This is a genomic window from Paenibacillus aurantiacus, assembly GCF_042431225.1.
Lineage (GTDB): Bacteria > Bacillota > Bacilli > Paenibacillales > Paenibacillaceae > Paenibacillus_Z > Paenibacillus_Z aurantiacus.
Genome location: NZ_JBHMDO010000024.1, coordinates 1 through 20,869, shown reverse-complemented (window position 1 = coordinate 20,869; position 20,869 = coordinate 1). Strand labels below are relative to the sequence as shown.

Annotated in this window: 17 protein-coding genes and 1 rRNA gene; 11 read left to right on the top strand and 7 right to left on the bottom strand. The window is 55.5% G+C overall.

The features are described 5' to 3' along the window. Positions 1–118 precede the first annotated feature (118 nt). From ACFFSY_RS14505 to ACFFSY_RS14495, 3 genes are read left to right on the top strand one after another with little or no spacing between them, the layout of a single operon-like run. A complete protein-coding gene (locus ACFFSY_RS14505) occupies positions 119–1,249 on the top strand; it encodes a glycosyltransferase family 4 protein (RefSeq protein ID WP_377495135.1) in 1,131 nt (376 codons plus the stop codon). A gap of 23 nt (positions 1,250–1,272) precedes the next feature. Beyond that, positions 1,273–2,610: a metallophosphoesterase family protein gene (locus tag ACFFSY_RS14500; protein ID WP_377495133.1), complete on the top strand. Its 1,338-nt coding sequence runs from the start codon at positions 1,273–1,275 to the stop codon at positions 2,608–2,610. Continuing rightward, on the top strand, positions 2,610–5,861 hold the full coding sequence (locus ACFFSY_RS14495) for an AAA family ATPase (protein WP_377495131.1): 3,252 nt from the start codon (positions 2,610–2,612) through the stop codon (positions 5,859–5,861). Before ACFFSY_RS14500 ends, ACFFSY_RS14495 begins: the two co-directional genes overlap by 1 nt. A gap of 67 nt (positions 5,862–5,928) precedes the next feature. Here the strand turns inward: ACFFSY_RS14495 and ACFFSY_RS14490 are convergent, their stop codons facing one another. Then, the gene (locus tag ACFFSY_RS14490) at positions 5,929–6,972 is read right to left on the bottom strand and encodes a YkvI family membrane protein (protein ID WP_377495129.1); all 1,044 of its coding nucleotides are present in this window, start codon (positions 6,970–6,972) and stop codon (positions 5,929–5,931) included. Positions 6,973–7,132: 160 nt separating this feature from the next. Here ACFFSY_RS14490 and ACFFSY_RS14485 point away from each other — a divergent pair, with 160 nt between their 5' ends. The 4 genes from ACFFSY_RS14485 (at position 7,133) to ACFFSY_RS14470 (ending at position 9,436) form a co-directional block, all read left to right on the top strand. Beyond that, complete coding sequence (locus ACFFSY_RS14485) at positions 7,133–7,708, top strand: xanthine phosphoribosyltransferase (protein WP_377495127.1); 576 nt, start codon at positions 7,133–7,135, stop codon at positions 7,706–7,708. 85 nt (positions 7,709–7,793) lie between these two features. Further along, positions 7,794–8,114, top strand: a complete 321-nt coding sequence (locus ACFFSY_RS14480) for a hypothetical protein (protein WP_377495125.1) — start codon at positions 7,794–7,796, stop codon at positions 8,112–8,114. A gap of 96 nt (positions 8,115–8,210) precedes the next feature. After that, positions 8,211–8,423 (top strand): hypothetical protein, encoded by a 213-nt coding sequence (locus ACFFSY_RS14475; protein ID WP_377495123.1) that lies wholly within the window; start codon positions 8,211–8,213, stop codon positions 8,421–8,423. Positions 8,424–8,617: 194 nt separating this feature from the next. Beyond that, entirely contained in the window at positions 8,618–9,436 is an 819-nt protein-coding gene (locus tag ACFFSY_RS14470) for a divergent polysaccharide deacetylase family protein (protein ID WP_377495121.1), read from the top strand. On the opposite strand, the gene ACFFSY_RS14465 is transcribed toward ACFFSY_RS14470, so the two are convergent. Then, positions 9,404–10,126 (bottom strand): N-acetylmuramoyl-L-alanine amidase family protein, encoded by a 723-nt coding sequence (locus tag ACFFSY_RS14465; RefSeq protein WP_377495119.1) that lies wholly within the window; start codon positions 10,124–10,126, stop codon positions 9,404–9,406. The two genes, ACFFSY_RS14470 and ACFFSY_RS14465, sit on opposite strands and share 33 nt — an antisense overlap. Before the next feature lie 135 nt (positions 10,127–10,261). Here ACFFSY_RS14465 and ACFFSY_RS14460 point away from each other — a divergent pair, with 135 nt between their 5' ends. Continuing rightward, positions 10,262–10,489: a YqzE family protein gene (locus tag ACFFSY_RS14460; RefSeq protein WP_377495117.1), complete on the top strand. Its 228-nt coding sequence runs from the start codon at positions 10,262–10,264 to the stop codon at positions 10,487–10,489. On the opposite strand, the gene ACFFSY_RS14455 is transcribed toward ACFFSY_RS14460, so the two are convergent. From ACFFSY_RS14455 to ACFFSY_RS14445, 3 genes are all read right to left on the bottom strand, one after another. Further along, entirely contained in the window at positions 10,472–11,392 is a 921-nt protein-coding gene (locus tag ACFFSY_RS14455) for a hypothetical protein (protein ID WP_377495115.1), read from the bottom strand. The two genes, ACFFSY_RS14460 and ACFFSY_RS14455, sit on opposite strands and share 18 nt — an antisense overlap. Positions 11,393–11,545: 153 nt before the next feature. Next, positions 11,546–12,517, bottom strand: coding sequence for a YqhG family protein (locus ACFFSY_RS14450; RefSeq protein ID WP_377495113.1), 972 nt, complete (start codon positions 12,515–12,517; stop codon positions 11,546–11,548). Then, positions 12,514–14,322: a DEAD/DEAH box helicase gene (locus tag ACFFSY_RS14445; protein WP_377495111.1), complete on the bottom strand. Its 1,809-nt coding sequence runs from the start codon at positions 14,320–14,322 to the stop codon at positions 12,514–12,516. Before ACFFSY_RS14445 ends, ACFFSY_RS14450 begins: the two co-directional genes overlap by 4 nt. 272 nt (positions 14,323–14,594) lie before the next feature. Here ACFFSY_RS14445 and ACFFSY_RS14440 point away from each other — a divergent pair, with 272 nt between their 5' ends. After that, a complete protein-coding gene (locus ACFFSY_RS14440; protein WP_377495566.1) occupies positions 14,595–17,225 on the top strand; it encodes an adenosylcobalamin-dependent ribonucleoside-diphosphate reductase in 2,631 nt (876 codons plus the stop codon). Between the two features lie 218 nt (positions 17,226–17,443). Here the strand turns inward: ACFFSY_RS14440 and ACFFSY_RS14435 are convergent, their stop codons facing one another. Beyond that, positions 17,444–18,619 carry a M20 family metallopeptidase gene (locus ACFFSY_RS14435; RefSeq protein ID WP_377495109.1) on the bottom strand — a complete coding sequence of 392 codons (1,176 nt, stop codon included), beginning with the start codon at positions 18,617–18,619 and terminating at the stop codon, positions 17,444–17,446. 49 nt (positions 18,620–18,668) lie between these two features. Continuing rightward, positions 18,669–18,878: a DUF2536 family protein gene (locus ACFFSY_RS14430; RefSeq protein ID WP_377495107.1), complete on the bottom strand. Its 210-nt coding sequence runs from the start codon at positions 18,876–18,878 to the stop codon at positions 18,669–18,671. A gap of 81 nt (positions 18,879–18,959) precedes the next feature. On the opposite strand from ACFFSY_RS14430, the gene ACFFSY_RS14425 reads away from it, so the two are divergent. Continuing rightward, positions 18,960–20,249: a stalk domain-containing protein gene (locus ACFFSY_RS14425; protein WP_377495105.1), complete on the top strand. Its 1,290-nt coding sequence runs from the start codon at positions 18,960–18,962 to the stop codon at positions 20,247–20,249. A gap of 436 nt (positions 20,250–20,685) precedes the next feature. Next, positions 20,686–20,869: ribosomal RNA gene (locus ACFFSY_RS14420) — 16S ribosomal RNA — on the top strand; the annotation flags it as partial.

Below are 20,869 nucleotides of genomic sequence, written 5' to 3'. Positions count from 1 at the left end.
ATTAGGAGTCTCCTTGAGGTTCGTTTCCTATCACTTGCGTTAACTTTACAGAAACATATGTTCTAGTATATCATGTTTGAGGCAGGCGGCAAACTGCCTGCCGTTTAGGAGGAAGCCTATGAAGATTTTGCAGGCGCTGTTTTTTCCGCCGGAGCAGCCGGGCGGGGTCTCATCCATGATCCCGTATATCCAGGACCGCTTTAACAAGATCGGCTGGCCCATGGAGCTGTTCTCGCTGCCGAAGCGGGTCCGGGGAAAAGGACAGGAAGAGGTCGTCTTCGAGACGTTCGACCCGAAGCCGTTCGAAGGGCATCCTATCGTGGATAAATATTTGCAGACGTACCGGGATTACGTATGGTGGACGAAGCTTCGCATGACGAAGCGGTTCGATCTGGTCCACGCCCATCATCCGATCGCGGCGCTTGTGATGAAGCAGCTGTATCCGGAGACGCCGCTTGCGATGACGGTGCACTCGAGTTACGAACGCGAACTGACCCTGAACGGCAAAATTACCGAAGGCGGGCCGGAGCACACGTTTTTGACGTCCATCTACCGCGAGCTTGAGCATAAAGCGGACCGGATATTGACCGTATCCGAGTCGTTCCGCCAATATTTGACGCCTTACGTGGAGCGGCCGCAGGATATCGGCGTGATTCCGAACGGCTTCGACGAGAAGCGCTTCAAGCCGATATCCCATGAGAACGAGGTCGTCCAGCTGATTACGGTGTGCCGGCTTGTGCCGGCCAAAGGTCTCGACATTCTGCTGCACGCTTGCGCGGAGCTCAAGCGCCGCGGTCATCCGTTCGTTCTTCATATCATCGGCGACGGGCCCATTCGTCCGGAGCTCGAGCAGCTTGCGCTGCAGCTGGACTTATACGACGACATCATCTTTTATGGATACATGCTTCATCCAGAGGAGTTCATGCCATTCTTCGACGTATTCGTACTGCCATCCCGAGCGGAGGCGTTCGGCTCGGTGTTCGCGGAGGCCGCGCTATGCTGGCTTGCGCTGGTGGGCACGAACGTGGGCGGCATCGCGGAACAAATCGAGAACGGCGTGAATGGATTGCTCGTACCGCCAGAAGATCCGGTCGCGCTTGGGGATGCGCTCGAGAAAGTGATCACGGATCCTGTATTCCGTTACAATATGGCTCGCCATGCCTGGAATCGAGCCAAAAGGGACTATTCGCTTCATCGCGTTATATCCCAGCTGAAGCAAGTTTATATCGATCTGAAGCCGGAATCGTAGCATTCCGGTCGGGAGGTTAGGTCATGGGCAATCGATTTCGATTCATTCACGCCGCTGACCTGCATGTTGACAGTCCGTTCCGCGGGTTGACCGAAGCACCGCCGCATGTTCGCAAGGCGCTCGGCGAATCGACGTTCGAGGCCGTCAGGTTGCTGACCGAGGCGGCCATCGCGCATCGCGTCGACTTTATCGTCATCTCGGGCGACTTATATGACGGGGCAGACCGTTCGCTGCGCGCACAGCTAACGCTCCGTCGCGAATGGGAGAAGCTGCACGCGCATGGCGTGCAGCTGTTTGTCATCCACGGCAATCACGACCATCTCTCAGGAGCGCGAGCGAATTTGGACTGGCCGGCGGGGGTCCACGTATTCGACACGAATATGGAAGAGGGAAGCGCGCAGTCGGTCCCGGCATATACCAGGTCAGGTGACATATGCGCCTATGTTCACGGGATCTCGTACGGGGCGAGGGCGGTCAACGACAATTTGGCCGTTCGATACCGCGCCCGCCAAGATGGAACCTATGAAATCGCGCTGCTGCATGGCAATGTAGACGGTGATGCGTCGCACGATCCGTATGCGCCATGCTCGCTGCGCGAACTGACGGGTATGCCGTTTCACTATTGGGCGCTTGGCCATATACACGGACGGGCGGTGCTGCATCAAGACCCGCACGTGGTCTATGCTGGCAACACGCAGGGCAGACATTTCAAAGAAACCGGGCCTAAGGGCTGTTATGTGGTCGACGTCGCGGAGAATCACCGGACAGAACTCGCTTTTTTGCCGCTAGATACGGTACGTTGGGCGGTCACGGAAGTGGACATCGGGGGGCTGACTTCGGAGCATGCGCTCATTCAAGCAATTGAGGAGGCTTTGATGCAGCAGGCGATGCTGCACGAACGCCGGGCGTCGATGATCCGGGTGCGTCTGACCGGGCGGGGGCCGCTTCACCGGAAGCTGTTGCAACCGGATTACGCGAAGGATCTGACGGAAGGGCTTCGTGCCCAAATGGAGATGCGCGATCCTATGCATGGTGGAGATTCCGCTTGGATTTGGCTGACCGGCATCGAGATCGGAACGAGCGTGGAACTGAACGCGGATGCGCTTCGAGAAGAGGACAGCTTCGCGGGCGAGCTATTCCGATCGGCGGAAGAATTACTCGGTCACGTTGGCCGTATGGGAGAGCTGGCGGACGAAGCGGCGGAGTCGCTTTATCTCAATGCCCGGCTCCGGCGCATGCTGCGGGGGCTGACCCCTGAGGCGAAAGCCCGTATCGCGCGGGATGCGGCGGAGCTCGCGATTTCGCTCGTTGCCGGAGCCGCGGAGCAGGGGGATGCGGGAAGCGGAGAGGGCGGAGAATAATGCGCTGGAGCGGCATACATATTGAAGGATTCGGCAAGTGGTCGGATTACCGGCTGCGCCTTGGCGAGGGACCGACGGTTATTTACGGACCGAACGAAGCGGGCAAAAGTTCGATACTTGGGTTTGCGCGCAGCATGCTCTATGGTTTTGCCTCCAAGGCAAACAAAGCAGAACGCCAGGAACCGCTGCATGGCGGCAAGCATGGAGGACGGCTTTATTTTCGCGATGCGCAAGGGATGCCTTACGTGCTGGAACGTTATGCATCGGCGTCCGGCAAAGTCGTGCTCAAACGGTTGGACGAGGAGGATGGCATCGCCCGCGATGGGAACGACATCGTCATGTCGCAAGCGCAGTGGGAACGTCAATTTCTGGGCGGCATTAGCGAGCGGGTCTATCGCGAATTGTTCGCGATTACGTTAACGGAGCTGCAAGCAATCGGCATGCTTGAGGGCGATGAGCTTGGCAAGCAGCTGTACCATGCCGGCTGGAGCGGCGGCGCGGCCGCTGCGCTGGCGGAGAAGCAGCTGACGGGGCAATTGGATGCGCTGTATCGTCCCAAGGGAAGCACGCAGCCGTTGAATCGCGCGGCCAAAGCATGGGATGAGCTGGAGACTGAATTAAGGCGGATGGCTGATCCAATCGAAGCCTATCATCGACTCACCTTGCAGATCGAGGAGGAGGCCGCCTTGCTTCGACAGGAAGAAGTGGCATTGTCCAGCCTGCGCGCGGACCATGCGCTGCTGAGGCGGGCCGTGGCGCAGCACGGTCTTTGGCTAGACAAGCGGGCGCTGATCCTGGAGCAGGAAAGGCTGGCTTCATGGCCGCTGCTTCCTGCTGACCTGCGCCACCGGTATGAGGCATTAACGGATCGTCGCGCCAAGTTATTAACGGAGATTGCGCGATTAGATGCACAGTGCGACGAGTGCCGCACCCGATTGTCACTGCTAGCAAGCGATGAGGGAATTCTAGAAGATGCGGAGACGATCGAGCATCTGCTGCTCTCAGCCCGCGGCATCGCTTCGATGCGGGAGGAGAGCGCGGAACTGGCCGCCGAGATCCGTGAACACCGCGATGCGCTCGAACGGCTGCTCGGCAGAATTTCGCCGCAGTGGACGCAGGAACATCTCCGTTCGTTTCGGGCAGCAGTGGAAGATCGCGATACATTAAGGCACTGGCGCGCGCGTGAAGCGGAACTAATGAGGGAGAAGGAAACGGCTGAAGCGCTGCTGAGGAATGTATCGCCGGATATTCGCGAACTGCACAAGCAGCTGCAGATGTGGCAGCGAGACATGGAATCGTTGCAGGCGCCGCGCAGCGGGATCGAGCTTCTGCCGCCTAGCGCGGAGGCGCTGCAAACGGCTGCGCGCGTATACGAAGCGGCGATACGGGAATGGGAGCTAGCGGAGCTTCGCGATCGGCAGGAGACGGAGGCCGCTCCGAGCCGAAGGGAGAACAACGATCCTGCAGTCCGTTTGTTCTGGGCGGCCGCTTCGGTCATGGGCCTTGCTTGCGCGCTGTTGTTCTGGGCAGACTGGCGAACGTTGGCCGCTACGGCGGGCACCTTGGCGGCTGCAAGTATGCTGGGGGCACTGTACTGGCCGAAGCCGCAAGCTACCACCAGGAGGGCCGGCGGCGCGGGGGCAGATCAGCGAGCAGCGGCCGCTCATCGACTCACCTCCGCCGTTGGCACATTAGTCGCCGAGCCGGGGCCGATTCTCGCGGCGCTCGGCATGGGAACGGGTGGGCGGCTCTCGGATCGTGGATCTGTCGGCAGATCGGCCAGATCGCGCGGGGCGGCAATCGAGAGTTTAGTGAAGGGCGAGTCGGAGGCCGCCGCTGCAATAGGCGGTCGGATAGAAGATGTTAGGGCTTCCATTCGAGATGCGATCGAACAGCGGTTGGAGCAGCTGAGGGATGTCGCGCGTCTGCGGGATAGAATGAAAGAGGCGGAGACGAGGATGTCCCGCTTGCAAGCGCAAGAGCAGGATGCTCGTCTGCGGTTGGCTGACACTATTCAAGAGTTGAACGCTCTGAACGCGCAGCGCGAAGGGTGGCTGGAATCAAAAGGACTGCCGCATACCTTGACGGTAGATGGAGCGGTCGAGATGCTCAATTTGGCGGAACAAGGACAAGAGCGAATGCAGCATGCGACGCGAACGGCGCTTAAGCTGGACGAATTGACAAGCCGGATAAGCCGCTTCGGTCAGGAGGTCGGCGCAATCGCGGCTCGCTGCGGCATGCGAGCGGAACGAGTCAAGGAAGAGCCGGAGGTCGTCATCCGTCAGCTGCATACGTTAGCCCAGCGTCAATCGGCCGTGAGCGTGGAGGCGCGATCGCTCCGCGATCAGCTCGAAAACTTGAATAGCCAGGCGGCTCAACTGACCGCGGAACTCGCCGTTCAGGATACGCAGCTGGAGGAATGGCACGCGATGGCAGGTTCCGCGAATGGGCTCGATTTCGTGCATGGCTTGGAAGCGTCCGAACGCAGAAGATCGCTTGCTGCGTCGATCATCCGATTGGATGCTGAGCTCGGAGCTGGATTGACGGCAGAGCAGCATCAGCAGATCAACCGCTGGTACGCGGCTTCGGACGCCGAGTCGCTCCGGCTGCAAGATGAGCGGACGAGCGAGGAGCTTGCGAAGCTGGAGCGGGTTTATCGCAGCCGGTCGGAACAGATCGGACGTTTGCGCCAGGAGCTGGAGACGCTTGTCCGGCATGACGAGAAACAGCGTCTTACAGAAGAGCGAGAGCAGACGGCGGCTGTGGTCGATGAATTGTCGCAGCAATATCTTGTCCGCGCGGCGGCCGTTGCGATGATTCGCCGTACGAAGCGAATCATGGAAGAGAAGCGTCAGCCAGGCGTCCTCCGGGAAGCCTCCCGCTTTATGGCGCGGTTGTCTCATGGGCGATATACGCGAATTGTCATACCGGATGGCGCGCAGACCGTTTATCTTCACACGCCGGATAACCGGGTGGTCGACAGCGTGCATGTCAGCCGGGGGACGGCGGAGCAGGTGTACCTCTCCATGAGGCTGGCGCTCGCAGACGAAGCATCGGCATCCGCGGGGCTGCCGATGCTGCTGGATGATCTGTTCGTCAATTTCGATCGCGCTCGTCTCGAAGCGGCTGTCGAGATTGTGAAGGAGTTGGCTGACCGCAGACAGCTGCTGATTATGACCTGCCATCCTCATATTAAACAATTGTTGCTAGAAGCTATGCCGGCCGCACAGCTGGTGGAATTGACTTCGTAGACGAATCGTAGTGCGAATCGTGTACGCAGCATTCCGCCGCTTGCGGCCGGTTTTTTTGATGTGGTGCCTACCGTTTGACATCCGATATTCGAAGCCGAATCAGGAGCGCAAGCCAGCCAAGACTGATTAGTCCGAAGAGCGGATACAGCGTGGACAGCAGCGTGCCAAAGCCGATCTGGCTGAGCAGGTAGCAGATAAGCAGAATCGATAGAATGATCAGCGTCTGCGACACTTTGAATCGCTCTTGCAATTGAAGCGTCAAGCCATAAATATCGGCGATCAGGGTTGTGAATATTTCGGCGAATATTAGGAAGATGTACATCCATTGAATGCCGTTGCCAAGCTCGCGCGCGATGCCGCCCATCGGAATCGCGAACTGCTGAATGCCGGGCATATAAGCGGATAATGCGTAATGACCCGCAATCAGCATAAATCCGATGCCGAGCCCGCCCAGCCAGGCGCCCCAGATAATCGTTTTTCGGTCCTTGGTTTCGGCGCCGAGCGGCACGAGAACCGCTTGGGACATGGACAGATTGAAAGCCGCGTACAGAAATGGCGATAACCATGCGGCCATTGGAGACAAATCGCTCGTCATGAGAATCCAACGGTTGGCTTCAGGCGCGTTCATTGTATCCAGTACGATAAGCACCGTGAAGAGCAGCATAATGGGGACAACGATCGAGTTGACAGCCAGAATGGCATTCATCCCTTTGCGCAGCAGCAAGAAACAGAGGAACAAAGTAATGAGGAGGCCGGATTGATACGAGATGTTCCAGTGCTCGTTGAAGATCGACCCGGCTCCGGCGAGCATGACAGCGGTCACGCCAAACAGGACGACCAACATAAAATGGCTGACCCATTGGCCGAATCGCTCGCCGAACAACACTTTGTTCACGTCTTCATACGATTTGGCGTTAACTTCCGCCGCGATAAGCATCATTTTGGTGCCAAGCCAGATGAACATAATGGTTGCCACTAGAATCGTCGCGACGGCCCAATTGCCGAAACGGGTAAAAAATTGCAGGATTTCTTGACCGGTCGCGAATCCGGCCCCCACGATCGTGCCCATGTACGTAAAGGCGATCTGCATGACTTTCACGGTTCTATTCATTGCGCATGTCCTGCCTTTCTCCGCCATTCAACCTCTAATACACCCTATGCCTCGGCAAGGACAGGCATGACAAGTTCCTATATTGGTTGATAGATGTGGTTGCGCATTCGGGCGCGCGTATGGTACCTTTACGAAAAAGGTTTTCCGTGGAGGGAAAGCGATGGAACGATTGAAAACGCGCATTTTAGAAGAAGCATCCGTCCTGAATCAGGACGTTTTGAAATTGGATGGCTTATTGAATCATCAGGTCGAACCCGAGCTGACGATCGAGATGGGCAAGGAATTCGCTAGACTTTACGCCGAGTCGGGCATCACGAAAGTCATCACGGTCGAATCGTCCGGCATCCCGGTCGCGTTCGCGACGGCCATGGCGCTAGGCGTGCCGCTCGTGTTCGCTAGACGGAAGAAGACACTGATCGCCGACCCGGACGCGTACATGGAGCGAGTGCCTTCTTTTACCAAGGGGATCGTAACGGACATCATGGTATCTCGCCAATTTTTGAAGGAAGAGGATACGGTGCTCTTCATCGATGATATTATTGCCAACGGCGATGCGGCCCGCGGCCTGATCAAGATCATCGAACGCTCCGGAGCGAAGCTTGCGGGTCTTGGCATAGTGGTGGAGAAATCATTCCAGGCCGGCGCGCGGACCATTCGCGAGCAGGGCATTCGCGTCGACTCGCTCGTTCGCATCAAGTCGCTTGAAGGCGGCACGATTCAATTCGAATCGGAATAAGGTCAAATGTACCACGCATAATGGGTTTTCGGATGAAGGTTTATCCGCTATAATGATCATGAGAACCGAGGGGAGGCGCATAAGCATGGGGAAATTTTCAGCCGAGTATTTGCAATCCAAGTTGTCCGATGCTAAAGTTCACTTCGAGCGCGCGCTCGATTGCAAACATACCGAATTCGACGATCTATATCCTTATATGATTGAACACCCGCAATTTTTCTGGTATAAAAGGTACGTCGCTTGGTCGGAGTTGCTGACAATCGTGAAGATGTGCGAAGAACTCGAATTCGCATGGAGCGAGCAGTTCTCCCAGAAACAAGCCGAATATATCGCCAGCCGCGTCATGTCATCGCGCGTATTGGACGAGTGGTATGAGACGAATGGCTCGAAGGAACATGTCGGTTAACGCGCCGAATGCGATGAGCGCGTAGAAGAAATAATATGGCCTTGGGCGAACCGGAATTTGCGCCCAAGGCTTTTTGTTATAAGGGGGAAGCTGTGAATGATAAGCGATAGCGTGCTGGACAAGTTCCGTCAGGATGGAACCAAAATCCGGGTCGTGCGCGATGGTTTGGAGCTGAACGACGTCATCGGCATCGTCGTCGCTTGGGACGAGGATGCCGTGTTAATCCGACGCCATAACCGCCGAGTGGTGAAGCTTAGCAGAACATACGTATATGAACCGTTCGATTCGCCAAGGACGGATTTGACCTGAGCGTGGACGGTCATTTTTTGAGCGAATATTCCATTAGAAAGAACCTGGCCCATGTGGATCAGGTTCATTCTTTTCTGCGCGCATACGGCCAAGTATAAAGGAAGGCGTACGGATCAGCGGGATTTCCCTTGGATAGTTTAAAGGGTCGCATCGCACAATGAGGATATCTTTTTACGTGAAAGGGGCGTATCCGCATGCGGCTTCCATTCGTACGAATCGCTGCGCTGTTATTAGTCTGTTCGCCACTGTTGTTTCCCATGACCCAAATATCCGCCGAGAGCACAGAGCCGGCCGCTCAACCCGCGTTGACCGATCGGCAGATCGCGGTTGTGATCGACGACTTCGGTAATGGCATGACCGGCACGGAAGAGATGTTCAGTCTGCCGATCCGGTTTACCGCCGCCGTGATGCCGTTCATGCCGACGACCAAGCGGGATGCGCAGCTCGCCCATGAGAAAGGGCTGGACGTGATTGTGCATATGCCGATGGAACCGAACCGAGGCAAACGTTCTTGGCTTGGCCCTGGCGCCATTACGACAGATCTGCCGGACGAGGAGATTCGCCGCCGGGTAGAGGCCGCGATCGCGGATGTGCCATTCGCAATCGGCATGAATAATCATATGGGCTCAAAGGCGACAAGCGACGAGCGTGTCATGCGTATCGTGCTGTCGGTCGTCAAGCAGCACGGGATGTTTTTCTTAGATAGCCGCACGACATGGAAATCGGTAATTCCGAAATTGGCGGCTGAGTTAGGCGTACCGCAATTGTCGAATCACGTATTCCTCGATGATGTCTATACCGCACAGCATATCGCGAAGCAAATGGGGGTGGTCCAACAGCATATCAACGCGCACGAAGCATGTGTGACGATCGGTCATGTCGGTCCGCCGGGCAAAAAAACCGCTGCCGTGCTTCGCGACTCGATTCCGCAGCTCTCGCGGAAAGCGGCATTCGTCAAGTTGTCTGAATTGCTTGTGCCTTCATCGGAGAAGGATATAATTCCGCACCCCTGAAGCAATGGCATCTGCGATCTGAAGCTGAGCGCGAGGATCGGTCAGCATGGCACGGTCGCGCTCATTGCTCATGAAGCCCATCTCCACGATGACGGCGGGTTGCCGAATCGTGTTGAGCAGGTAATAAGGTTTGCCGATGCGGGGCATCGCGGAGGTATGCTGCTGGACGTTCAACGCGTGCTGGATGTAGTCGGCGAGCATCGCGCTGTGGCCTTCGCGCTGATGAAGCACCAGCGGGCCGCTCGCGCTGCGGTTGTTGGCCCAATTCACATGCAGACTGACGACGATGCTTGTGTCCAGCTCGCGGCTGAGCTCGGAACGCTGAGACAAGTCGCGCTGGTGACGGGAGCGGCTGCCATGCCAACGATTGTCGTCGCTAAGCGCGTAATCGCCGTCTCGATTCATGACGGCTCGAATATGGCTAGCCCGCAGCAGCAAATAAAGCTTCTTGCCTATGGCGAGATTGATATCCTTCTCCAGAAGGTCCTTGTATACGGTGCCGCTGTCAATTCCTCCATGCCCGACGTCGATCAGCACCTCTGCCGCGGGAAGCGCGCGTTTGTATTCAGGCTCCGGCATGGGGCCGGCCGATGCGCTTGCGACGGGGAACAGCAGCAGTACCAGCAAGAAGCAAGAAGTCGCAGCCCTGAAGCCGATTGGCAAGCGGCGATGGGGACGATGTATGCGCACCAGTAATTCCACCTTTCATGTCGAATTCCACTTCCTTTAGACTGGCATTTCCGCATGAAACTCATGCATGTTTGAGTTGCTTTGCCCGCGGACACACTACAGAGTAGAAGGCATGAGGGAGAGGAGGAAAGACCGATGGCCGGACGCGATGATCTAATCAAATACGTGACGCAGCAGGTCGTCACCTATATGGATACGCCGGAAGAAGAACGCAGGAAGAGACGCCAAGCAGCCAAGGCTGCGCGTGAGCCTTGGCTGACCAAGTGGTTCGGTATAGCTCCTGTCGGTATTGCGCTGTGGTGGCGCAGCAGGAAGGAACATGTGATCGAAGAAGAGCAGCAGGAACTAGCCGTTGAAAAATAGGCCTTCCGACTCGATGGCGGACATGGGAACGAATCGCGAGCCGTATTGATCAAAGGCAACGAACAGGGACTGGTCGTCCCAGCGATGATAGCCGATGGCCGGCCAGACCATTAGCACTTGTTTATCATAAAGCTCGGACGTATAGCGAATTTGTCGCTTCTGATCCAGCAGCGAGACGAGAAGCTTGGTTTGCATATTCGCGATCGGCTTCTTCGTCAGCCATGGCATGCGTTCATAGGCGTCAAAGATGTCGTTCAATCGCGACGTCGATATACGGCTGTTCGCTAGTGCAATACCGCTCGCAAGCGAAGTGACTTGTAATTTCTTGGCGGCTTGCTGCCACTGACTTTCGCTGATGGGCAGTTCCTCAGCGGTCCACGCATCCAAATAGCGGACTTGTCCATCAGGAGCGGTCCACTTCCAAACGGCCAGCAGAGGATGAACGTACAATCGTTCCAGCTTCAGCGGCCGTTTTGTCGCTTCGGCATAGGAAGCGATAAGGCCTTGATGAACCATCGACGTGTATAAGGTATTAGGATCGAATGCAGGATGGCGGCCGGCGCCGTACTCGCCGAGGATGAAGCCGCCTTCTTCTTTCGCATGAATGATTAGATAGCCGACAGGCACGGACCCGGTTCCTCGCAGCGTGACCAGCCAGCCGTGCTGGCCGGGGCCGATTGGCGTTATATCCACCGATGCGTTTAACCAATCTTGGAAGCCATTTTGTTTCGCGATGGTCTGAATCCAGAGATCTGCTTGCCGTTCCAGGTCGGAAGCTTGTGACGCTTCGCCGCTCACCTGGTTTGGCTTCGACGTAGAGGGTTCCGCGGCCGACAGCACGCCGCCGCTTCCGATTACCAGCGCCAGTATAGCCGCATAGAGAGGAATCCATTTGCGCATCATCGCTCACCTGCTCTTCCACGAAGTATAAGTATGGACATTGTACCGCAGCCCGCATACGAAGCTTGTAGGAACCTGTCGCGCCGAAACGGGACAAGCTCCTTCTATTTTTGCCGCATATGTTCGGATTAACGGTCAATCTCCTCCTTCTTGTCGTTACCCGATTCCCGCCAGATAGAAAATGCCGCAGTTTATGGCGGATACGCTTACGCGTGGTTCGTATTGCCAGCGGATTTCATCTTGCCGGCGTTCGAATTGAGTCTGAATCGAAGCGCGTATATCCTCGTCTTCGGCTGCTGCGACTAGCGGCTCGTAATAATGGCGGATCGTGGCTAGTTCTTCCTCGAGTCTTGCGGATGCGCCTTGTGCCCAGCTATAATCGTAGCTTTTCAACTTTCGCTCCATTAGCGATTCGGCCAGCGAAGCGGCTTTGTTTAGTGTTAGCGCATTCTTGGCCGTGTGTACGTTGGGCGGCAGACGCGGCGTCATTCGAAGCGCGAGCAGCGATTCGTGAAATTCTTCGACGCATTGACCGGTCGCTAAGGAGACACCGATGGAGTGAAACTCCTCGCGTTTCATGTCGCACGCGAACTCGACTTTAATGTTCAAGCCGAGCCAAGCTGTGTAAGCCGTGGACTGGAACGGGTGCGCGCTCCTTTTCTCGGGTTCTTGGAAGAGGCACAAGTAGCTGCCTCCCGACTTGGCGGACTGAAAAAGCTGCTCCAATTTGCGCGAACCGAAGTGCAGGTCCTCCCGCGGCATCCGCTGGTTCGCGTTCAAGCTGCCGTGGACGAAGCCGAGCGAGCGGCCAATGGCAGCGTCCGCAGCAGCTCCGATTGCGGATCCTGCTCCTGGGGCCGGCGCGGATCCTGTTGGTTGATTGCTATCCGCCTGCTCGCTCTGACGTTCCTCGTATTTCTTCTTATCGGTCACCAGCATCATCGTCATCGTCTCCGGTTCGGCACCCGTCCGGTCGACGAAGCTCCAATAGAAGGGACGGTTGGTCAAATCGCGATCGGCCTGCGGTGATAATTTGACGATGAAATGCGCGGGCGATTTCTCCACGATGCGGCTTTCGGTCGTCTCCAAATAGCGCTGGACGAATTTATGAACCTGGCGTTCGTTCATGGCCGCACCTCCACCGTTTGACCGACGGCGTCCAGTATGGCTCCGATCGGCGATTCTTCGATTTCTTCGGACTCCACTTCTACCTTTAACCGGTTAAGCGACTCGCCGAGATCGTGAATGCGGCTGCGTAGATCCTGCGTATTGCCGGCCTCGAGCATCGCCTTCGACAATCGCTGCTCCAGCGACTGGTCTTCTTTCTCGAACCGTTCGAGAATGTGATCGAGACCGCCGATGACCAGCTCGAACAAGTTGATTTTCTCGTGGAGTAATTCGACGATATGTTCTTCGATCGTACCTAGGGTGCAGAGATTATAGATTTTGACGTCGTTCTTCTGGCCGAGCCGGTGCACGCGCCCGATCCGCTGCTCGACGCGCATCGGATTCCAAGGGAGATCGAAGTTGATAATGTGATGACAGAACTGCAGGTTAATCCCTTCGCCGCCTGCTTCGGTCGCGATCAACACCTGCGCGCGTCCGCGGAACAGATCCATCATCCAGTCTTTCTTGCCGCGGTTCATGCCGCCTCGGTAAGGAACGGCCACGAGATTATGCTGGCGGAAGTAATTCAGCAGATACTCCTGCGTGGCGCGGTACTCCGTGAAAATGATGACCTTGTCGTTCATCTCGCGAATGAGCTCCATCGCTTTCTCCGCTTTGGAGTTGGCTTGAATGTTGCGGATGAACTCGACAAGCTCCCAAATCTTCGCCCGGATCGGAGAGTCCTCGGCCGTCTTTTTGAACAGGTTGACAAGCGTAAGGAATACGGCGTCGCGGCTGGAGCATACTTCGCGCTGAAGCGTCACGAGCGCCAGCATGCTGGACCAATCGCCGCCGCTTTCGTTATACCGGTCGCGCACGAAGCCGGTCACGGCATCATATAGCGCTTGTTCTTCGGCCGAGAGGGGAAGTCGGATATTCTTGACGATCCGCTTCGTGAAATGGATGCCGCCGTCACCGCGACGGTTGCGCACCATGACGCTTGAGAGTGCCTCCTGCAGCCGGTCTTCGTTCTTCGGCACCCGTTTGTCGACGACGAAATTCGCCGAGAACTCGCTCTGCGCGCCGAGTTGTCCTGGTTTGAGCAGCGTAATCAGGTTGTAGAGCTCGTCGAGATCGTTCTGGACTGGCGTAGCCGTAAGCAGCAGACAGTATTTCTTGCGCAGCTGGTTGACGAACTGATAGTTGGTCGTCTTTTTGTTCTTCAGCTTGTGCGCTTCGTCGATAATAAGCAAATCATAGTCTTGACCGAGCAGGATATCGCGGTGCGGATCGCGTTTGGCGGTGTCAATTGAAGCGACGACGACGTCGTACTGCCAGGAATGCTCCTTCTTCTGTGCCACGGCCGGAATGCCGAATTTCTGATTCAGCTCCCGAACCCATTGCAGCACGAGTGAGGCGGGGACGAGAATAAGTACGCGGTTCACGAGACCGCGAACCATATATTCTTTCAGAATAAGTCCGGCCTCGATCGTCTTGCCGAGACCGACCTCGTCGGCGAGAATCGCGCGTCCGCTCATTTCGTGCAGCACTTTACGCGCCGTGCTGATCTGATGCGGCATCGGTTCGAGCGACGGGATCGTCCGCAAACATTGCAAATCGTCGAAGCTTGCGATCAATTTGGATTGTTCGGCCTCGACGGCTAACTGATACATGGTCCAATCATCCCACGGACCATTGCGGTCGACCCGCTGCTGCAGCTCGCCGAGCCAAGTACGGTCAAACTGGACGTTAACGTGCGCGTTTAATTTTCGCGTCAGGATGGAGGAAGGCTGATCCCCTCGTTGATCATTCGCCGGTTGCAACATGAAGGAACTCCTTTCCAGATGAAGAGTATACAAGTCCTTCATAGTATGACCTTGAACATAGCAATTCATAAGAGGGCATTAGAAAAAGCTGGAGCAACGCGAGAAATGGAAAACCACGCATTCGGAAGAAACGGCCAGCTTGAGAGAGCCTGTACCGCTTTAGGTTGTCCAAATAGGTTGTTTTTCACTATTTACGTCTATATTTAGTGTGATACAATAATGGAAGGACACAAGATATAGTGAACGAAGCTTATGGGGAGGAACGGATGTCAATGGTGATGAAGAGCAGCAGCCGGCTAGAGGGATTAAGCGAGAAAATATTTTTGGACCGTTATGCCTGGAAGCAGGCTTCGCCGGAACTGGCGAAAATGGGCGATACGGTGCTTGTCCTGACGAAGGACGATCCTAAATTCCCTACCAAGGAAGTCGGCGAGGTCATTGCCCGCAGCGGCGACGAAGCAACCGTCCTGCTGCGCAGCGGCGAGACGATGAATACATCGGTCGAGAAGCTGACCTTGACGGTCGAGCGTACGCCGGAAGAGATGTGGGACCGGCTGGCTGGCGCAATCTCGGGCGTAGAGCCGACGGAAGAGAAACGCGGATTATGGCGGGAGCGTTTCCGCTATTTGCTTGACGATTGGAAGCTCGTTCCCGGCGGCCGGATTGCAGCAGGCGCCGGCGCGAGCGACGAGCTGACATTGTTTAACTGTTACGTTATCCCTTCGCCGAAGGACAGCCGCGGCGGTATCATGCAGACCTTGTCCGAAATGACCGAAATTATGGCCCGCGGCGGCGGTGTCGGCATCAATCTCTCGTCGCTTCGTCCGAGACGTTCGGTCGTCAAAGGCGTGAACGGATCCTCCAGCGGCGCCGTCTCTTGGGGTGGGCTATTCAGCTACACGACCGGTCTGATCGAGCAAGGCGGCAGCCGTCGCGGCGCGCTCATGCTCATGATTCACGACTGGCATCCGGACGTGCTCGACTTCATCACGGTCAAACAGACGATGGGCCAGGTGACGAATGCGAATCTGTCGGTTTGCGTCAGCAACGATTTCATGCGAGCGGTGAAAGAGGATTTGGATTGGGAGCTCGTATTCCCGGATACGAAGGAAGAAGGCTACGACGAAGAGTGGGACGGCGATTTGGCGAAGTGGCGCGCCCAAGGCAAACGCGTCATCCATTACCGTACGGTGCGCGCGCGCGAGATTTGGCACACGATCATCGAATCCGCCTGGAAATCCGCAGAGCCTGGCGTCGTATTCATGGAGTACTACAACCAGATGTCCAACAGCTGGTACTTTAACCCGCTTATTGCGACGAATCCGTGTGGCGAGCAAGGGTTGCCGGCTTGGGGCGTATGCAATTTGTCCGCGATTAATCTGTCGAAGTTTTATGATGACGTGAATCATGACGTGGATTGGGCTGAACTGGGGAAAGTGACGCGTTACGCTGTGCGCTTCCTGGACAACGTTATTGATGCGACGCCGTATCATTTCGAAGAGAATGAACGGAACCAGAAGCGGGAACGGCGCGTAGGTCTGGGCTCCATGGGGCTTGCCGAGCTGATGATCAAGCTGCGGATTCGTTACGGCAGTCCGGAATCGCTGTTGTTCCTGGATAAACTCTACAGCTTTATCGCGCGCGAATCGTATATGGCCTCCTCCGAGATCGCCGCAGAGAAAGGTTCGTTCGAAGCATTCGACGCCGATAAATTTGTACAGAGCGGGTTCATGAAGCAAATGATCGAGACTTATCCGGAGCTCGGCGATTCTGTCGCAACGAACGGCATGCGGAACGTCACGGTACTGACGCAGGCGCCAACCGGCAGCACGGGAACGATGGTCGGCACGTCGACTGGCATCGAACCGTACTTTGCTTTCGAGTATTACCGCCAAAGCCGTCTTGGCTTCGACAAGCAATACGTGCCGATCGCGCAGCAATGGAAGGATGCGAACCCGGGCGAGGAACTGCCCGATTACTTCGTCACGTCGATGAGCTTGTCGGCCGAAGACCATATTCGCGTGCAGGCGGCGATCCAGCGCTGGGTAGACAGCTCCATCTCCAAGACGGCGAACTGTCCGAACGACTTCACGGTCGACGAGACGAAGCGGTTATACGAGCTCGCCTTCGAGCTCGGCTGCAAAGGCGTCACGATCTATCGCGACGGCAGCCGCGACGTACAAGTTCTCTCGACGAAGAAGGAAGACGAGGACAGCAAGAAGCCGGAGCTCGCGCCGGAATCGGCTGACGACCGAGAAGCTGCTGCTGCGGTGGCGTTCAAGGTCGCGGCAGAGACGGCCGTTGCGGCGGCGGTAGAGGCGAATAAAGCCGCGGATCCAGTTATTGACAAGCAGTACAAACGCCGTCCGTCCATTCTGCGTGGAGCGACGTATAAGATTAATACGCCATTTGGCATGGCTTATATTACGATTAATGATCTGGACGGCACGCCGGTCGAAATATTCCTGAATGTCGGCAAAGCAGGATCGGATGTCTTCGCGATGGCCGAAGCGCTCGGCCGCGTCTGCTCGTTGTTCCTGCGCTACGGCGATCATGGCAACAAAGTGCAGCTGCTCATCAAACATCTGAAGGGCATCGGCGGTTCCGGCGCGATCGGATTCGGCGCGAACCGTGTCGAGTCGATTGCGGACGCCGTGGCCAAATCGCTCGAGCTTCACGTTTCGGCGAACGCAGAAGAAGCAGCATCGGCCGAAGCCCAGAACGTTGCCTTCTCGCCGCTGCCAACGATTGCGCCGCCGGCAAACGCCATCGTTCAAGACTATAGCGGCAAGCCGTCCGAAGCGCATCCGCGCGACCTGTGCCCGTCTTGTGGCGGCGCCACGCTCGTGCATATCGAAGGCTGCAAAACGTGCGGAACTTGCGGTTACAGCCGCTGCACGTAACGGATTTCAGCTTTAACGTCATACACACGACAGCGTGCTTTGTCATGCTGTCGTGTTTTTATTTGCGCTTGTATCATCTTCACGGCATGAGGCGATGCTTTGCATTTGACAGCGAACGAGAAAAGGCGCCACAGACATGAGATCTGTGACGCCAATTATCGTGTTGGGCTTATTTCATCAAAGTCATTCCTTGCGAAGCAGCATCGCGGTGTACTAGACTATGTTGCTTTCGTGGCTGCGAACTCCGCATGCACAGCTGCCAATCGTTCAGGCGAGGTGATGATGTCATAGGCGGTGGCACCCAGCATTTTGGCGCCGAAAATCATCCGGTCGAGTGCGCGCTCCGTCATGGCAGCATCACGGAATTCGATGGTATGCAGCAGGTGGCGGTCCTCGACGATTTTGACATACGGATGGATGGCTGGACAGCGCAGTGATACATTGCCAAGATCCAGCGAGCCGTGGTCCGCGCCCGTCGTTATCTCATTCTCTGGAATTCCGGCTTCGAGCAGATTAGCGGTAAATACGTCAGACAACGCCTCGTTCGTTCGCAGCTCATCATACGAGAATTCATACATGTTCCATTTCCAGGAACAACCGGTTGCGAGCGCCGCGCCTTCCGCACATCGCTTCAGCTTCTCGGTGAGCTCGTTTGTGTAGTCACGCGACGCGGAACGGGTGTAAAATTTGGCGGAGGCGTACCCTGGAATTACGTTCGGCGCAGTGCCGCCGTTGTCGATAATCCCGTGTATTCTCGCATCCGGCCGCGTTTGCTGGCGCAGCGCGTTAATGGAATTGAACAGCTGGAGCACGGCATCCAGCGCATTCACGCCTTCATGCGGACTCGCTGCCGCATGCGCCGTTTGTCCGTAGAATTCGAACTGAATGGCGTCCATCGCGAGCGAAGCGCCTGACTTCTCGAATTTGTAATACGGGTGGGCCATCAGCGCAAAATCGCAATCGTCGAACAAGCCCGCCGCAGCCATCGTTACTTTCGCACCGTTCGTTTCCTCTGCCGGCGTACCGTAGATGCGAATGATGCCCCCTGTATCGTCCACGATCGACTTGAGCGCCGCGCCAGCCGCAAGGCTCATCATGCAGATCATATGGTGTCCACAGGCGTGACCAACTTCTGGAAGAGCGTCGTATTCGCAGAGGAACGCTGCGGTTGGTCCAGGTCGACCGGAGTCGTACGTGCCGATAAAGGCTGTCTCCAAACCGAGTACGCCGCGCTCCACGCGGAATCCTTGACGCTCCAGCTCTTCTGTTAATTTGGCCGAAGCCAGAAACTCCCTGTTGCCAAGCTCCGGATTCGCACCAATATAGCGAGAAATATTCTTGTACGTATCGCTATTCTCCTCAATATGAGCAAACACGTCATATTTGATTTTCATTTACTGTGCTCCTTGCCGCTTTTCTGCGCATTCTCATCATCGTCGTACATTACTTTTTGGCTTTAAAATGAACGGTCGCGCTGTACAGCATTTTCTCCGCTCGGGGATCAAACACGACGCTGTGCTGAACGGCATGCACATCCAATAGCATGGCTTTGTTGTCGTCGATTTTCACAGCAATTGTCTTCTCTAGTGAAGCCAAGTCGTAGGCTTGATAAAATTCAATCTTATCCGTAAGTCGATCCAGCATAAATTCCATGTTTATCACCTATTATGCGTTTTTAGCTCTATTATAGAGTCCAAGCCCTTTCTTGATCAATGAACCTATCAACGTGCTATAATGGTAGCGATATTCATAGATTGGGAGAGGATCAAAATTAAGGGAGTTTACCGAAAAGCGTTTACGGCTTTCGCCGCTGTATCGCTGCTGATTACCGGATCGCAAGGGGTACTGGCGGCAACTGTCGCGAAACCGCCCGTTTCGATCGTGTTGGACGGATATCCGCTTCGTTTTCCGATCGAGCCGATAAGTATCAATGGCACGAACATGGTACCGTTTCGTGCAATTGCAGAGGCGCTTCGCATCTCAGTCGTATGGGATTCAGCCAAGAAGACGATTACCGCAACGAAGACGCTGCAAGGCAAGGCCAAGACGGTTGTGCTGCAGTTGAACAAGAAACAAGCCCGCGTGAATGGTGCACCCGTGGAGCTCCTTGCCGCGCCGGTTAACAAAGGTGGCAACACGCTCGTACCGCTCGCGTTTTTCAGCGCGCAGTTCGGCGCTGGGGTAGCATGGAACGGGTTGACGCGGACCGTTACAATTCAATCGCCGGTGGAAGACATCTATACGATGGCTTACTATGCAATGTCATCATTTAAGGAACGCGGCTATATCCATGCTCTCGATGCGGTTTCATTCGGCTGGTCGAGGATAAATCAGGACGGCGAACTGATTCTCGATGGCAAAGATTTTTACTGGCCGCAAGCAGCTGGCGCAATTACGCCGGAGAATATCGTCGCCGAAGCCGCCAGCGACGGGAAGACTCCGTATTTTATGGTATTCGGCACAGACGGGACTGGAGAGGTAACCAAGCTCTTAAGTGATCCCAACCTGAGTGCCAAGGCAGTCGATTCGATTGTCCAGACAGCGTCAGACAAAGGCTTCAAAGGCGTAGCGATCGACTTCGAAGGTTTGGGTCTAACTGGTGACCGGAAGTTAGCGCAGCAGCAGTTCACCGCTTTTATACAAAAGCTTTACGCGAAGACCAAGCCGCTCGGTTTGAAAATATCGCTTGCCCTTCATCCACTGAATGGCGCTTATCATGGTTATGACTATAAAGAATTGGCCAAGCTAGCCGATGAGCTGGTCATAATGGCTTATCATTACGAATCGGGTGAATCGCCCGAACCGATGAACCGCGTAGATGAGGGGATTCGGCTAGCGCTTGCGCAAGTGAAGAAGGAGCAGCTGATGCTCGGGATTTCGTTCGGCAGCGAGAATGCGCAGACCGTGAATGATAAGATCGGATTGGCGAAACGATATGGGTTGAAAGGAATCGCCTTGTGGCGGCTCGGCTTGATTGGCGATGAGGCTTTTCAACAGATGAAGCGAACTATAGTGTTGGAATAACTGCAATCGTTGCGCGCGGACCATACGCATCAACCATGGTCCGCGTTTTATATTCTTTCTATTATGGAGTCACTGCGTCCATGAGGAACTTAATCTTCAACACTTATCTGTCTGGGATATTTTACAACTTGCATTGGATTGCGTCGCGGTGTATTCTATAAATCCGCCCGCTGAACAAGCGGACAAGCGGAAGTCGCAACTGAATGTTTTACTTTCGGAATTCGAAAATAAAATAAAAAAACAGTTGCAAAGCAGTAACGAAGTATGATATATTCATATTCCGGTCGCGAGAGTGATTCGGAAAGTAAGTAACTAACTTGTTCCTTGAAAACTGAACAATGAGCGATATGTCAAAGCTAGTGAAGTAATGAGCTAAACAAGCACTTCTCGACAAAATGCTGCTCGTAACCTCCGGTTACGGCAAACCAGTTTGTCTTTTATGGAGAGTTTGATCCTGGCTCAGGACGAACGCTGGCGGCGTGCCTAATACATGCAAGTCGAGCGGATCTTATCCTTCGGGGTAAGGTTAGCGGCGGACGGGTGAGTAACACGTAGGTAATCTGCCTGTAAGACCGGGATAACATTCGGAAACGAATGCTAATACCGGATATGCGGTTTGC